This is a genomic window from Nitratireductor arenosus, from assembly GCF_009742725.1.
Classification (GTDB): domain Bacteria; phylum Pseudomonadota; class Alphaproteobacteria; order Rhizobiales; family Rhizobiaceae; genus Mangrovimarina; species Mangrovimarina arenosa.
The window spans coordinates 409093-422692 of the sequence record NZ_WPHG01000004.1 but is presented as its reverse complement, the minus strand read 5'-3'; the positions used below and the strand labels follow the sequence as shown (position 1 = coordinate 422692).

The 13600-nt window shown below is 64.0% G+C and carries 14 protein-coding genes and 1 tRNA gene; 9 read left to right on the top strand and 6 right to left on the bottom strand.

Annotation, left to right across the window (positions count from 1 at the left end):
• Nucleotides 1–3: 3 nt before the first annotated feature.
• The 4 genes from GN330_RS18470 (at nt 4) to GN330_RS18455 (ending at nt 2543) form a co-directional block, all read left to right on the top strand.
• Nucleotides 4–975: a beta-ketoacyl-ACP synthase III gene (locus GN330_RS18470; protein ID WP_156714179.1), complete on the top strand. Its 972-nt coding sequence runs from the start codon at nt 4–6 to the stop codon at nt 973–975.
• A 103-nt stretch (nt 976–1078) separates the two neighbouring features.
• The gene (locus tag GN330_RS18465; RefSeq protein ID WP_156714178.1) at nt 1079–1402 is read left to right on the top strand and encodes an integration host factor subunit alpha; all 324 of its coding nucleotides are present in this window, start codon (nt 1079–1081) and stop codon (nt 1400–1402) included.
• A gap of 164 nt (nt 1403–1566) precedes the next feature.
• Nucleotides 1567–2097, top strand: coding sequence for a MerR family transcriptional regulator (locus GN330_RS18460; RefSeq protein WP_156714177.1), 531 nt, complete (start codon nt 1567–1569; stop codon nt 2095–2097).
• Nucleotides 2098–2390: 293 nt separating this feature from the next.
• Nucleotides 2391–2543, top strand: a complete 153-nt coding sequence (locus GN330_RS18455) for a hypothetical protein (protein WP_156714176.1) — start codon at nt 2391–2393, stop codon at nt 2541–2543.
• Here the strand turns inward: GN330_RS18455 and GN330_RS18450 are convergent.
• The 6 genes from GN330_RS18450 to GN330_RS18425 all read right to left on the bottom strand — a co-directional run bounded on the left by GN330_RS18450 (nt 2540) and on the right by GN330_RS18425 (nt 8216).
• Nucleotides 2540–2905: a putative quinol monooxygenase gene (locus tag GN330_RS18450; protein ID WP_343040878.1), complete on the bottom strand. Its 366-nt coding sequence runs from the start codon at nt 2903–2905 to the stop codon at nt 2540–2542. The genes GN330_RS18455 and GN330_RS18450 overlap by 4 nt on opposite strands.
• Before the next feature lie 279 nt (nt 2906–3184).
• Nucleotides 3185–3261: transfer RNA gene (locus GN330_RS18445), tRNA-Pro, on the bottom strand.
• An 81-nt stretch (nt 3262–3342) separates the two neighbouring features.
• Nucleotides 3343–6051 carry an ATP-binding protein gene (locus GN330_RS18440; RefSeq protein WP_156714175.1) on the bottom strand — a complete coding sequence of 903 codons (2709 nt, stop codon included), beginning with the start codon at nt 6049–6051 and terminating at the stop codon, nt 3343–3345.
• Nucleotides 6051–6329 carry a hypothetical protein gene (locus tag GN330_RS18435; protein ID WP_156714174.1) on the bottom strand — a complete coding sequence of 93 codons (279 nt, stop codon included), beginning with the start codon at nt 6327–6329 and terminating at the stop codon, nt 6051–6053. The genes GN330_RS18440 and GN330_RS18435 overlap by 1 nt, the downstream gene beginning before the upstream one ends.
• Complete coding sequence (locus tag GN330_RS18430) at nt 6316–6687, bottom strand: response regulator transcription factor (protein ID WP_156714173.1); 372 nt, start codon at nt 6685–6687, stop codon at nt 6316–6318. The genes GN330_RS18435 and GN330_RS18430 overlap by 14 nt, the downstream gene beginning before the upstream one ends.
• 107 nt (nt 6688–6794) lie before the next feature.
• Nucleotides 6795–8216: a helix-turn-helix domain-containing protein gene (locus tag GN330_RS18425; RefSeq protein WP_156714172.1), complete on the bottom strand. Its 1422-nt coding sequence runs from the start codon at nt 8214–8216 to the stop codon at nt 6795–6797.
• Between the two features lie 186 nt (nt 8217–8402).
• Here GN330_RS18425 and GN330_RS18420 point away from each other — a divergent pair, with 186 nt between their 5' ends.
• The 5 genes from GN330_RS18420 (at nt 8403) to GN330_RS18400 (ending at nt 13550) form a co-directional block, all read left to right on the top strand.
• Nucleotides 8403–9746 (top strand): substrate-binding protein, encoded by a 1344-nt coding sequence (locus GN330_RS18420; protein WP_156714171.1) that lies wholly within the window; start codon nt 8403–8405, stop codon nt 9744–9746.
• Nucleotides 9747–9846: 100 nt separating this feature from the next.
• Complete coding sequence (locus GN330_RS18415; protein WP_156714170.1) at nt 9847–10863, top strand: branched-chain amino acid ABC transporter permease; 1017 nt, start codon at nt 9847–9849, stop codon at nt 10861–10863.
• A gap of 4 nt (nt 10864–10867) precedes the next feature.
• On the top strand, nt 10868–12016 hold the full coding sequence (locus GN330_RS18410; RefSeq protein ID WP_156714169.1) for a branched-chain amino acid ABC transporter permease: 1149 nt from the start codon (nt 10868–10870) through the stop codon (nt 12014–12016).
• 5 nt (nt 12017–12021) lie between these two features.
• Nucleotides 12022–12789, top strand: a complete 768-nt coding sequence (locus GN330_RS18405) for an ABC transporter ATP-binding protein (protein WP_156714168.1) — start codon at nt 12022–12024, stop codon at nt 12787–12789.
• Complete coding sequence (locus tag GN330_RS18400; RefSeq protein WP_156714167.1) at nt 12786–13550, top strand: ABC transporter ATP-binding protein; 765 nt, start codon at nt 12786–12788, stop codon at nt 13548–13550. The genes GN330_RS18405 and GN330_RS18400 overlap by 4 nt, the downstream gene beginning before the upstream one ends.
• Nucleotides 13551–13600 lie beyond the last annotated feature (50 nt).

The following is a 13600-nucleotide window of genomic DNA, read 5'->3' as shown; positions in this document are numbered from 1 at the left end:
GGGATGATACGATCAGTCGTGCGCGGTGTCGGAACCGCATTGCCTCGGCGTGTCATGCGCAACGCCGATTTCGAAGGCATGGTCGAGACGTCGGATGAGTGGATCGTCCAGCGTACCGGCATTCGCCAGCGCCATATCGCCTCCGACGACGAGACCACGGCCTCACTCGGCGAGGCGGCGGCCCGCAATGCGCTCGCCGCCGCCGGCATGACGCCCGACGACATCGACCTGATCGTGCTGGCGACCTCGACGCCCAATCACACTTTTCCGGCGACCGCCGTCGAGATCCAAGAACGCCTCGGCATGCATCACGGCTTCGCCTTCGATCAGCAGGCCGTGTGCTCAGGCTTCGTCTATGCCATGACGACGGCCGATCTTTATATTCGCGGCGGGCAGGCCCGGCGGGTTCTCGTCATCGGTGCGGAGACCTTTTCGCGCATTCTCGACTGGAGCGACCGCACCACCTGCGTCCTGTTCGGCGATGGCGCCGGCGCCGTGGTTTTGGAAGCGACGGAAGGGCAGGGCACGATGGCCGACCGTGGCATCCTGGCCGCAAGCCTCAGATCGGACGGGACGCACAAGGATAAGCTTTACGTCGATGGCGGGCCGTCCTCCACCGGCACGGTCGGGCATCTGCGCATGCAGGGCCGCGAAGTGTTTAAACATGCCGTCGCCATGATAACCGATGTCGTCGAAGCCACGTTCGCCGCCGGTGGCGTGGGCGCGGACGATCTCGATTGGTTCGTTCCCCATCAGGCCAACAAGCGCATCATCGATGCGTCGGCCAAAAAGCTGGGGATAGCCGAAGACAAGGTCGTCACCACGGTTCATTTGCACGGCAACACCTCGGCCGCCTCGGTGCCTCTGGCCTTGGGGTGCGCGGTCGGCGACGGCCGGATTCGCGAGGGCGATCTCGTATTGCTCGAGGCGATGGGCGGCGGTTTCACCTGGGGCGCGGTGCTGTTGCGCTGGTAGCGGTCCTGTCGTCAATGCCGGTTCTTGACCTGGGTCCGTTGATTCCCTAACGTCCCTTCGGTTTTGAATTATCTAGCAATTCTGTGCGAGACTGGACGACCGAATGGGGGGAAAGACCATTACGCGCGCCGATCTGGCCGAATCGGTCTACCGCAAGGTTGGACTGTCCCGAACGGAGTCGGCGCAGCTTGTTGAAATGGTTCTCGACGAGATTTGCGACGCGGTCGTACGCGGCGAGACGGTCAAGCTGTCCTCTTTCGCCACGTTTCAGGTGCGTGAGAAGAACGAGCGCATCGGCCGCAACCCCAAGACCGGCGAGGAAGTGCCGATCCTGCCGCGCAAGGTCATGACCTTCAAGGCCTCGAATGTGCTCAAGAACCGCATCCTGCGCGCGCACAAAGCGTTGCGGGTCAAAAGCGGAAAATAGCCTCGTCCGGCCAATCTCAAGCGGAACGACACCGTTTCGGCCGCCGCGCGGTGGCCGCGACCGTTGAAGCGGGCTTTGCCAGGCTGGCGTACCGGCTTGAAAAATTATGCGTAAACCGCTGAAATGGGAACCGAATCGGAGGAACGTCCTTGCTGGAGCACGCCATGGACAAGAGCCCCGACGCCTTCAGAACCATTAGTGAAGTGGCCGAGGACCTCGACCTGCCGCAACATGTGCTGCGGTTCTGGGAAACGCGTTTCGGCCAGATCAAGCCGATGAAGCGCGGCGGCGGGCGGCGCTATTATCGCCCGCAAGACGTGGATCTGATCAAGGGCATCAAACGCATGCTTTACGATCAGGGTTATACGATCAAGGGCGTGCAGAAATTGCTGCGCGAGAACGGTGTCCAGTTCGTGGCCGCGATCGGCGCCGGCGATCTTGCCGCCGCAGAAGCGATCACCAAGCGCAAGCAGGCGGCCGCTCCGGTACCGTCCGCGTCCAAAACCGCCGATGACGAAATGCTGGTCGGCGAGCCGAAGGCCAAGCCGAGCCGCCGCTTTTTCGGACTCGGCAAGACCGATGACGATAGCCCCGTGCAGGGCGACGGTAAGCTCTCGCGTGACAACCGGGCGCTGCTGCAGGAGGCGCTGTTCGACCTGTTGGAGTGCAAGCGCCTGCTTGATCAGGTGCGCTGAGGCACCCGCTTATGGCCGGTTCAGGCGGCAGAGGTCACGGTTGCGCGGCCGTGCAGACGGCGAGCGGTGCCTGGCCGCGCCCTCGCAAGCCCTTGGTCAGCCCCGGCGCGAAAGACCAAGGTCGGGCGATTGCGGTTTGACGGGCGATATCAAAACCGTAGACATTTTCCGGCTCGGACGGCTTTTCCGCTCCGGCCCTTCGGGCGAGCCCGATAAACCAGGCCTCACCGTCGAAGCCGTCGGCAAACGATAGTGTCCCGCGCCATGCAAGACGCCTGATCCTCCTTCTGCCCATGTTCGCGCTGGCCGCCTGCGCCGGCTCTCCGTACGGCGTGGAAACCCGCGCCCCGAGCGCGGCCGATCTCGAACGGCAGGCGCTTGAGGAAAAAATATGGGAACAGAAGCGCATCCAGCGCGCCCAGGGTCGCTCCGAATCCTCGCTCTAGCCGTCATTGGCGGCGTTCAGTTCTTCAGGCCGCAGCCCGTCATCCGTGGCAGTGGGGAAGACGGATCGCGAAACGGTCAGCCGGCGCGACGCCGTCAGCGGGTCCATCGCCGCCAGGACCCGTTTGCGTCGCGCGCTGCGCCGATGTGTGGCGAGCGCCGACTGGTTTGCATAGAGCGCGCTGGTGATGAAACGGCGGGGCAGGAGGGCGCCGTCCTCGCCGGTCGGCCGCAGCAACTCGAAGCGCAGGCATCCCGGCTCCTCCTCTAGCGTGAGGCGCGCATGTTCACCCATCAGCGCGCAAAACTCGGCTTCACGGCCGGCGACCGTTTCATATTCTACAATGACACTATACGCGTTCACGCCCTACTCTCCCGCCTCTGCAAAGCGAGCATAGCGCGGACCGGTCCATGGAGGAACCGGGCCGCCGATGACGTGATCAGACGATGAGCAAAGCCGGCCGCTCGCAAGCAGGCCGAAGACAGGATTTGGCTCGTCAGCCTTATGGACTATGATTTGGGCTATTTCGACGATGAAACATGCAGACTGGAAGCACTCGAAAAACCCGTTCGGGCCGAAAGTGTTATCCATGTCTCCGGTATAATCTGTAACCCATGTGTCCGGAATGGACCCATTGTGAAATGGTCGGAGCGGCGGGATTCGAACCCACGACCCCTTGACCCCCAGTCAAGTGCGCTACCGGGCTGCGCTACGCTCCGAACCGGGGCAAGCCTTAAAGGCTCGCCCATGCGCGTGCAAGCGAAAAACGGGCCTTTGCCTCGGCCGCGCTCGGCGTTGTCTCAACCTGTCCCGCTAGCGTGGCGCGCCGGCTGCGCCAGCGGCAGGCTGATCGTGAACGCAGCGCCGCCCTCGGCGCTTTGCGACACCGTCAACGTGCCGCCGAAACCGGTGACGATCTGACGGCTGATGGCGAGCCCGAGCCCGGCGCCTGTCTGGCCGGCTGCGGCACCGCGGGCGAATTTGGCAAAAATCGTCTCGCGTTCGGCCTCGGGCACGCCGGGCCCGTTGTCGCTGATGATGGCCTCGTAGCGTCCTTTGCGCACACGGGTTGCAATCGTGACCGACGGCTTGCGGGCGCTGTTATATTTGATCGCGTTGGAAATCAGGTTGATGAACACCTGCGCCAGCCGGTCGCGGTCGCCGTCGACGACGGCGCGGCGCACGGGCTTGGTGCGGCTGATGCCGACCCCGGCCGCGCGCGCCAGCGCCTCGCAGCTTGCCAGTGCGTGGTCGAGCGCCAGTTCCGGGTCGAATGTGGTCGCTGCCGCCCGCGTGCCGGCCGCGCCCTGCTGGTTGAGGTCGAGAATGCCGTCGAGCAGCCGCGTCAGCCGGAGACTTTCCTCCTGGATGACGCCGAGATAGCGCTGCTTCTGCGTCGCTTCCATCTCCGGGTTTTGCAACAGGATGTCGCTGAAGGACCGGATCGAGGTCATCGGCGTGCGCACTTCATGGCTTACCTGGCTCAAAAATTCGTCCTTGCGCTCGTCGATCTCACGCAATTGCCGGTTGGCGCGGGCGAGTTCGTCGGCCGTCGCCTCGATCTCGCGCGATTTTTGCTCGAGCTCTTCCGAATAGGCGCGGATCTGCTCGGTCTCGTCGGCCAACCGCTTCAATTCCTCAACGCTGATCGTCTCGCTGCTCACCACCGACGACACCAGCGCGCGCGCGGTGGCGGCGCCGACATTGGCGGCGAGTTTTTGTTCGACGGTCGCGATCAACTCGTCGCTGGCGGTCATGGCGTGGTCGTGCGCGTTCTGCGTCACGAACAGCGACACGGCCTCGCCGGGGCCGAGGATGCGGTTGGCGATGCCGCGCAGGTCGCGGATTTTCGCTGTACGCCGCATGACGCTGAGCTCGCTTTCGGTCTGGCGGCGGAAGATGTCGATGAACAGGCGCGATTGGTAGCGGGCGAGGGGCGTCGGATCGGTGAGTATGGAAACGCCGAGGAACAGCGTCAGATTGGCCGTCATGCTCCAAAACAGCGCGTGCACCAGCGGGTCGAACCTGTCGAGGCCGAACAGCGCGTGCGGTTTCAGCCAGCCGAGCCCAAACGGACCGTCGGCGATCGCGCTCGCCGGCAGCAGGAAGGCGCCCTCGAAACTCGGCAGGAAAAGCGAATAGGCCCAGATCGCGAAACCGGCGGCAAGCCCCGCGAGCGCGCCGGTCTGGGTGGCGCGGTGCCAGTAGAGGCCGCCGACCAGGCTCGGCAGGAATTGCGCCACGCCGCAGAACGAGATCAGGCCGATAGCGGCGAGCGCGTCGGAGGTGGCGCTCAGCCGGTAGTATAAAAAGCCGAGAAACACGATGAAGACGATGCTGGCGCGCCGCGCCGTCAGGATGAAATTGCGCATCAGCCGCGCGCTGGCGTCCGGGACGAGGCGAAGGCTGAGCGCCAGCGGCATGACGAGATGGTTCGAGATCATGGTCGACAGCGCGATCGACGACACGATCACCATCGAGGTGGCCGAGGAAAAACCGCCGAGAAAGGCCAGCAGGCCGATCGTGCCCTGATCGGCGCTGAAGGGAAGGGTGAGCACGAACAAATCAGGGTTCGAGCCTTCGGGGAGACGCTGCAGGCCGGCGAGCGCGATCGGAATGACGAACAGGCAGATCAGGAACAGATAGAGCGGAAACAGCCACGAGGCGGTGCGCAACTGGCGCTCGCTGGTGTTTTCGACAACGGTCACCTGGAACTGGCGCGGCAGGCAGATCACCGCCGCGCCGGCTAGAATGACAAGGCTGACCCAACGGCTGCCGAACGTGTCGGCCGGGTTGGTCAGGTTCGCCGGCGCGTTCTGAAACATCGCCGTTGGCCCGCCCTCATGGCCGAGCACGACCCACAACCCGACCGCAAGCAGCGCGACCAGCTTGACCACCGCCTCGACCGCGATCGCGGCGATCACGCCGTGGTGACGCTCGTTGACGCTGATGTTGCGCACCCCGAAGATGATCGAGAAGGCGCACAACCCGGCTGCGATCCAGAATGCGATCGAAAAGTCGGGTTTTAGGCTGAGACTGGCGGCTGCGACCGCGCCGGCCGGATAGGTCAGAACCTGAAAACTCGCCGTCAACGCCTTGAGCTGCAGCGCGATATAGGGCGTTGTGGCGACCACTGCGATGATGGTGACCAGCGCGCCGAGAGCGGAACTCTTGCCGAATCGGGCCGAGATCAGGTCGGCCACGGAAGTGGTGTGGTAGGTGCGCCCGACGGCGACGAGCTTGCGCAAGAACACCCACCAGCCGACGAACACGATCGTCGGACCGATATAGATGGTGGCGAACTCGAGCCCGTTGCGCACCGCCGAGCCGACCGCGCCGAAAAACGTCCACGACGTGCAGTAGATCGAGATCGACAGCGTGTAGACCAGCGGCGACGACAGCCAGCCGCCGGGTGCGCGCCGCGCGCGCCGGTCGCCGAGAAAGGCGACGGCGAAAAGCAGCGCCACATAGGCGATGCACGCAATGATGACGAGATCCGCCGGCAACATCAGCTTTTTGCCGGTTCGTCGGGCCGCCTTGTCGCCTCGTCGCGCTCGCCGGAAGCTGAAAGCCGGGCCGCCACGATGGCCGCGCACACGATGACGAGGGCCCAGATGCCGAAGATATAGAGCACGATCAGGGGAATGCCGCCCGGTGCCACCGGGGCGGTGAAGATCAGGATGAAGGGCGGCAGAAACAGGAAGACGGCGGCGAAGGGCAGCACGGATGCCAGGTCGCGCGCGCCGCGCCTGTCGTCGCGCCGGTCATCCTGTTCACGCGCCGACAATGGAGCGCACCCGCGCTACGACGTCTGCGTTGGAAAACGGTTTGGTGATGAAGGCATCGGCGCCGATCGTTTCGGCCGTGCGCCGGTCGGCGGCTTGGCCCTTGGCGGTCAAAACGAGAACGGGCAGCCGTGCCAGGGCAGGATCGGCGCGGATCGCGCGCAGCAGCTCGAAGCCGTTCATGCCAGGCAGCATCACGTCGAGGACGGCGGCGCTGAACCGGTCATGGCGCAGCCGCTCCAGCGCGTCGGCGCCGCTGGCGACCGCTTGTACGGCGAAGTCGGCCCGCTCCAGAATGAAACGCAGCGATTCCACGATATTGGGCTCGTCTTCGACGATCAGGATGCGTGCCCGCTCCAACCCTCGTCCCCACTTGTTTTTGCGGTTTGTCCTACACGGATCGGCACCGTTCAAACATACGTCTTTTGTCTGACGCCTGCCGCCTCATGCCCGGCCCGTGCCGCGTTTCATGCAATCAACGGGGCTTCCTGGCGGTGGCGGCAGTCACGGCGCGAGCAAAGCCGGCACACCGTGCCCACCGCGAGTGTCGCGGCGGCCCGGTCGATGCCGTCTGCGTAGATCGTCGCGTCGGCCTCCGACGACTGGCACACGAGCATGATCGATTGCAGGTTGCGCGGCCTGCCGATCGTGGCCGTGCTCTTGTCGACGGCGCGGGCGAAGAACAGGAAGCTTTCACCCGAGGGCAGTGCGCCGAAATGCCGGACAGTGACGCCCGGGCTCTGGAACGCGCCATAGATCGCCCACAACGGACAGGCCGTGCCGTAGCGTGGTAGGGGCAGCGGGGCGAGCGGCAGCCGCTTGGTCACGTAGCCCGACGGATCGGAGCGCATATAGGCAAACCGCACGCCTTCCGCCCCCGGTCTGCGCAAGGTGGCGAGCCTGTGGGCGGCCTGTTCGTAGGACACGCCGAACCGGCGCATCAGCGCGTCGATGTCGTAGCGGGTCTCGCGCGCGGCCTGCAGGAAGTCGTCGTACGGCATCAGGACGGCGCCGGCGACATAGCTTTCCAGCGCGGCGATGGCGAGCGCGTGCGCCGTTTCCGATCCGAGTGCGGGGTGGAGTGCCACGATCCGCTCGATCTGAGGGCGTGCGGCGTCGCGAACGGTGTTCCTGACGAGGGTGAAGCGGCTGGACGGGTCGTAATGTCCGGGCCTGCGGTCGTCCGGCTCGACGCTGTCGAGGGAAACGGCGAGCGTCTCGAGATCGGGAAAGAAATTGTCGGTTTCGGCGATGAAGGCGTCGACGCTTTCCATCGGTGTGGCCGAACGCACCCGCATGTGGGCGCTGCCGAAAAAGTCCACCAGCGCCTGGGCGGTGTCCGACAGGCGGGCGCTGTCGGAGGCGATGATGTCGAGGAAGCGGCGCCGGCTCGGCTGGTCGAGTCGTTCTTCGTCGGACAGGATCTCGGCCGCCGAGCGGATGGCCGTCACATTGGTCAACATACGGTGGACGCTGTCGGCCAGGAAGGGATCGCGGTTGAGGCGGTCGGCCAGCGCCGTCACCGCCTCGTCGCGATCGCGGTAGATCCGGTAAAGGCGCAGCAGCAGGTCCGCCCAGTCTGGCAGGCGGCCGACCAGTTCCTCGGCGCCATCCGGCGGCATGGCGGTCGCGCCGATGGCGGGATCGGCGGCGACCTCGTTGAGATCGTCGACGTGTCGCTTCTCCGCCTGCCCGTCAAGCGTCGCGCGTTCGGTTTGAAGGCCCTCGGCGAGACGCTCGAGCAGCGCCGCGGTCGCCGGGCGGCGGTTGGCCTCGATCAGGTTCAGATAGGAGGCGGAGATGCCGGCGCGACGGGCGAGCTCGGCCTGCGTAAGTCCGCGCTTTTTGCGCAATGCCCTGATTTTCAACCCCGAAAGCGTCCTGGTCATCGTCGGCAATCCATCCTTTTGTGAATTATTTACTTCAATTGGTGTGCATGGCGCAAGGTATTTACAAAAAATTCCATATAAACCAAAGGCTTATTGAAGGATTGACAGAATTTGCGCAGAAAGGGGTACGGGCGGCCAGCATGCATCGCCGCATGGCGCCGCACCGACACCCGAGGGAGGAATTTCATGAATTTCGACAAAATGAACCGCCGCGGTTTTCTCACGCGCAGCGCCGCGCTGGGCGCCGGGCTGGCCGTACCGACCATTTTCACCAGTGCTTCACGCGCGCAGGATTATTGCAACATGCCCAAGGGCGATTCGGTGGTCTTCGGCTTCAACGTGCCGCAGACCGGCGCCTATGCCGACGAGGGCGCCGATGAGCTGCGCGCCTACCAGCTTGCCGTCAAACATCTGAACGGCGAGGGCGATGGCGGCCTCTTGAGCACCTTCACCTCAAAGGCGCTGAAGGGCAGTGGCGTGCTCGGCAAGAAGGTGGCGTTCGTCACCGGCGACACGCAGACCAAGTCCGACGCCGCGCGCGACAGCGCCAAGCGGATGATCGAGAAGGAGGGCGCGATCATGATCACCGGCGGGTCCTCGTCGGGCGTCGCGGTCGCGGTGCAGGGACTGTGTAATGAGATGGGCATCATCTTCATGGCCGGCCTCACGCATTCCAACGACACCACCGGCAAGGACAAGAAGCGCTACGGCTTCCGCCATTTCTTCAACGCCTATATGTCCGGCCAGGCGCTCGGCCCGGTTCTCGCCGAGGAATACGGCACGGAGCGCCGCGCCTATCATCTGACCGCCGATTATACCTGGGGCTGGACCCAGGAGGAATCGATCATCAACGCCACCGAAAACCTCGGTTGGGAGACGGTTTCGGCGGTACGCACGCCGCTCGGCGCCGGCGATTTCTCGCAATATATCACCCCGGTGCTGAATTCCGGCGCCGACGTGCTGGTCCTCAACCACTACGGTAAGGACATGGTCAATTCCCTGACCCAGGCCGTTCAGTTCGGCCTGCGCGACAAGCAGGTCAACGGCAAGGATTTCCAGATCGTCGTGCCGCTGTTCTCGCGCTTGATGGCGCAGGGCGCCGGCAAGAACATCGAGGGCATTCTCGGCACCACCAACTGGAACTGGTCGCTGCAGGACGACGCCTCGCAGGCCTTCGTCAAATCCTTCGGCGAGGAATACGGCTTCCCGCCATCCCAGGCCGCCCATACCTGCTACGTCCAGACGCTGCTTTATGCCGACGCGTGCGAGCGGGCCGGAACCTTCGCCGCGCCGGAAGTCATCAAGATGCTTGAGGGCTTCGAATTCGACGGTATGGGCAACGGTCCCACGCTCTATCGGGCCGAGGATCACCAGTGCTTCAAGAAGGCGCTGGTCGTGCGCGGCAACGATGACAAACAGTCGGAATACGACCTGCTCAAGATCGTCAAGGAAGTCGACCGCGAGACGTTGACCTACGACCCCTCGATCTTCGGTGGCGAGCTCGGGCCCAACGACGGCAAGAGCTGCTAGGCCGAAGGGCCGAAAAACCAGACCGGTCGCCCTCGCGGCGGCCGGTCGTCATCGTGGCCCGCCTCGTGCGGGCTTTGGAGCCGGACGGGGCGGCAAGGTCATGGACGCAATCATCATCCAAATTCTCAACGGTCTCGACAAGGGCGCGGCCTATGCGCTGATCGCGCTTGGGTTGACCCTGGTGTTCGGTACGCTGGGGGTCGTGAATTTCGCGCATGGCGCGCTGTTCATGCTCGGCGCGTTCTGCGCCGTTTCCTTCAACGCGCTGCTGACGTGGCCGATCCAGCCGCCAAAGGCGGAAGGCCAGCTCTTCGCTCCCAAGGCGATCCCCTTCATGGAACACCAGTTCGGCGAGCTTGGCGCTGCGATCGTCAACTGGTCGGTGCCGCTGTCGATCCTGATCGCCATTCCGGTGATGCTGGCCATTGGGCTGATCATGGAGCGCGGGTTGATCCGCCATTTCTACAAGCGGCCGCACGCCGACCAGATCCTCGTCACCTTCGGTATGGCGATTGTGGTGCAGGAAATCGTCAAGAAGATCTTCGGGGCCAACCCGATCCCGCAATCGGCCCCCGACATCTTCAACGGCACCGCCAACATCGCCGCCTGGCTGGGCATGACTGACGCCTTCATCGTCTATCCCTGGTGGCGTCTGATCTATTTCGTCTTCGCCGCCGCCGTCATCGGCGCCGTATTCGCTTTTCTGAACTTCACCACTTACGGCATGGTGGTGCGTGCGGGCATGCGCGACCGCGAGACGGTCGGGCTTTTGGGCATAGACATCGAAAAACGCTTCACAGTCGTGTTCGGCATCGCCGCGGTCGTGGCCGGGCTCGCCGGCGTGATGTACACGCCGATCCTGCCGCCCGACTATCATATCGGGATGGATTTTCTGGTGTTGAGCTTCGTGGTCGTGGTGGTCGGCGGCATGGGCTCGCTGTCGGGCGCCGTGCTCGCCGGCTTCCTGCTCGGCATCCTGCAATCCTTCGCCTCGATGAACGAGGTCAAGAGCATCTTTCCCGGCATCGACCAGATCATCATCTATCTGATTGCCGTGATCATCCTGCTGACCATGCCGCGCGGGTTGATGGGCCGCGCCGGCGTGATGGAGGACTGAACCGATGTTCGCCAATCTTTCACGCAATGACTGGCTGCTTTTCCTGGGCTTTTCGCTCGTGGTGCTGATCAGTCCGTGGACGCTGACGCCGTTCGGCGCCGGTTATCCCGCGCTTTTGCAGAAATTCTGCATTTTCGGCATCTTCGCCCTTGGCTTCAACATCCTGTTCGGCCTGACGGGTTATCTCTCCTTCGGTCACGCGGCCTTTCTGGGCGTCGGCTCGTACGCCGCCGTGTGGTCGTTCAAGCTCTTCACCATGAACGTCGTCCCCAGTGTCATTTTCGGCATCGCCGCCGCCGGTCTGTTCGCCGTCGTCATCGGCTTTATCAGCCTGCGCCGCTCGGGCATCTATTTTTCCATCCTCACGCTCGCCTTCGCGCAGATGAGTTACAACCTCGCCTACTCCGTGCTCACCCCGATCACCAATGGCGAGACCGGCCTGCAATTGACGCTGAACGATCCACGCATCATCGACAATGCATTCGCCGCGCCGGGTGCCGGGTTGCCGCAGACCAATCTGTTCGGCATCGACATGAGCGGCTATCCGGGTTTCTATTTTTGCGCCGGGGCCTTGATCATCTGCTTTTTCCTGACGATGCGCATCTTCCGCTCACCCTTCGGCATGATGTTGCGGGCGATCAAGTCGAACCAGAACCGCATGCGTTATACCGGTTTCAACACGAAACCCTATCTGCTGACCGCGTTCGTCATCTCGGGCATGTATGCCGGGCTGGCGGGCTCGTTGATGGCGGCGACCGATCCGCTCGCCGGCGCCGAGCGCATGCAGTGGACGGCCTCCGGCGAGGTGGTGCTGATGACCATTCTGGGCGGCGTCGGCACGCTGGTCGGGCCGGTGCTGGGCGCAGGCGTCATCAAGTATTTCGAAAACATCTTCTCCTCCTTCAATGAGGGCACGTTGCATGCCACCTTCGCTTTCCTGCCCGACGGGCTGGAGACCGTAGCGGTCAAGCTCGCCGGCCTGTTCGTCGGCGACGGCTGGCATCTCACCCTCGGCGTCATCTTCATGCTGATCGTCATCTTCCTGCCGGGCGGCATCATGGAAGGCATCGCCCGCCTCGCAAAGCTGGCCGGCGTCAAACGCAAATCGTCCCGGGCCGAATTGTCGGCCGGGTCGGCGCAGCCAGCGGAGTAGGGCGCATGTCCACGCAGAACATGGTTCTCAACGTCGCCGACGTCAGCAAGAGCTTCGGCGGCCTGAAGGCGCTGAGCGACGTCGACCTGCAGATCGAGGAAGGCACTGTTCATGCCATCATCGGACCGAACGGGGCCGGGAAATCGACCCTGCTTAATGTGTGCATCGGGCGCATAACCCCCGACACCGGCCACGTGATCTTCGACGGCGAGGTTCTCGACAGCCATCAGCCGCACGAGATCAACCAGCTCGGCGTCAGCCGGGTGTTCCAGACGCCTGAGATATTCGCCGATCTGTCCTTGCTCGACAATGTCATGATTCCCGCTTTCGCCCGCCGCGACGGGGCCTTTCGCTTCAACGCGATCCAGGCGGTCAGCGGCCAGGCCGATATCCGCGAGGAGGCCGAGGCCGTGCTGCGCGACGTTGGTCTTCACGAGCAGCGCCATGCGCTCGCCGGAAGCCTGTCGCGCGGCGACAAGCGGCGGCTGGAGATGGGCATGTGCCTGATTCAGCGTCCCAAGCTGCTGCTGCTCGACGAGCCGACCGCCGGCATGTCCAGGCACGACACCAACATGACCATCGATCTGCTCAAGCGCCTCAAACAGCGCGGCATGACCAAGGTGATCATCGAGCACGACATGCATGTGGTATTTTCGTTGGCCGACCGCATCAGCGTCCTGGCGCAGGGCCGCATCATCGCTGAAGGTTCGCCCGAAGAGGTCCGCGCCGATCCGAAGGTCAAGGAAGCCTATCTGGGGGAGAGTGAGCAATGAACGCCAGCGTTTCGGCAGCCGCCACCGCCACCGCCTCGCCGGTCGCAGCCGAGGCGGCGCCGTTCTTCAGCGTCAAGGACATCCATGCCTATTACGGCGAATCCTACATCGTCCAGGGCGTGTCCTTCGACGTCGCCAAGGGCGAGGTGCTGTCGCTGCTCGGCCGCAACGGTGCCGGCAAGACGTCGACGCTGCGCACGCTCGCCCGGCTCGACCAGCCGGCCCTCAAGCACGGCGAAATCTGGCTCGACGGACGGCCGCTGCACGCGATGAAGGCCCACCAGGCGGCGGTCGAGGGTGTTCAGCTCGTGCCGGAGGACCGCCGCATCATCGGCGGGCTCACCGTCGAGGAAAATCTCATCCTGGCCCAGGTCAGCGAACCGAGGGGATGGGAGATCGAGCGGATATACGAGCACTTCCCGCGCCTGGCCGAACGCCGCAACCAGGAAGCCACCACCATGTCGGGCGGCGAGCAGCAGATGCTGGCCGTGGCCCGGGCGCTGGCGCGCGACATCAAGATATTGTTTCTCGACGAGCCCTATGAGGGGCTGGCACCGGTCATCGTCCAGGAGATCGAGAGCATCGTACGCCAGATCCGCGATATCGGCATCACCACCGTCATCGTCGAACAGAACGCGGTCGCTGCGCTGCGCCTGTCGGACAAGGCCGTGATCATGGATATGGGCCAGATCGTCTATGAGGGCTCGGCGCGATCGGTGCTCGACGACACACGGTTGCGCGACGAATATCTCGCCATCTGATCCGCGCCCGCAGCGATATGGTCCGATCGTCCATGCAGGCGTTGGCGTTG

What these genes read in the sequence shown, in the direction of transcription:
- GN330_RS18470 (WP_156714179.1), top strand. Translation starts at nt 4, where the DNA reads ATGATACGATCAGTCGTGCGCGGTGTCGGAACCGCATTGCCTCGGCGT.
- GN330_RS18465 (WP_156714178.1), top strand. Translation starts at nt 1,079, where the DNA reads ATGGGGGGAAAGACCATTACGCGCGCCGATCTGGCCGAATCGGTCTAC.
- GN330_RS18460 (WP_156714177.1), top strand. Translation starts at nt 1,567, where the DNA reads ATGGACAAGAGCCCCGACGCCTTCAGAACCATTAGTGAAGTGGCCGAG.
- GN330_RS18455 (WP_156714176.1), top strand. Translation starts at nt 2,391, where the DNA reads ATGTTCGCGCTGGCCGCCTGCGCCGGCTCTCCGTACGGCGTGGAAACC.
- GN330_RS18440 (WP_156714175.1), bottom strand. Translation starts at nt 6,051, where the DNA reads ATGTTGCCGGCGGATCTCGTCATCATTGCGTGCATCGCCTATGTGGCG.
- GN330_RS18425 (WP_156714172.1), bottom strand. Translation starts at nt 8,216, where the DNA reads ATGACCAGGACGCTTTCGGGGTTGAAAATCAGGGCATTGCGCAAAAAG.
- GN330_RS18420 (WP_156714171.1), top strand. Translation starts at nt 8,403, where the DNA reads ATGAATTTCGACAAAATGAACCGCCGCGGTTTTCTCACGCGCAGCGCC.
- GN330_RS18415 (WP_156714170.1), top strand. Translation starts at nt 9,847, where the DNA reads ATGGACGCAATCATCATCCAAATTCTCAACGGTCTCGACAAGGGCGCG.
- GN330_RS18410 (WP_156714169.1), top strand. Translation starts at nt 10,868, where the DNA reads ATGTTCGCCAATCTTTCACGCAATGACTGGCTGCTTTTCCTGGGCTTT.
- GN330_RS18405 (WP_156714168.1), top strand. Translation starts at nt 12,022, where the DNA reads ATGTCCACGCAGAACATGGTTCTCAACGTCGCCGACGTCAGCAAGAGC.
- GN330_RS18400 (WP_156714167.1), top strand. Translation starts at nt 12,786, where the DNA reads ATGAACGCCAGCGTTTCGGCAGCCGCCACCGCCACCGCCTCGCCGGTC.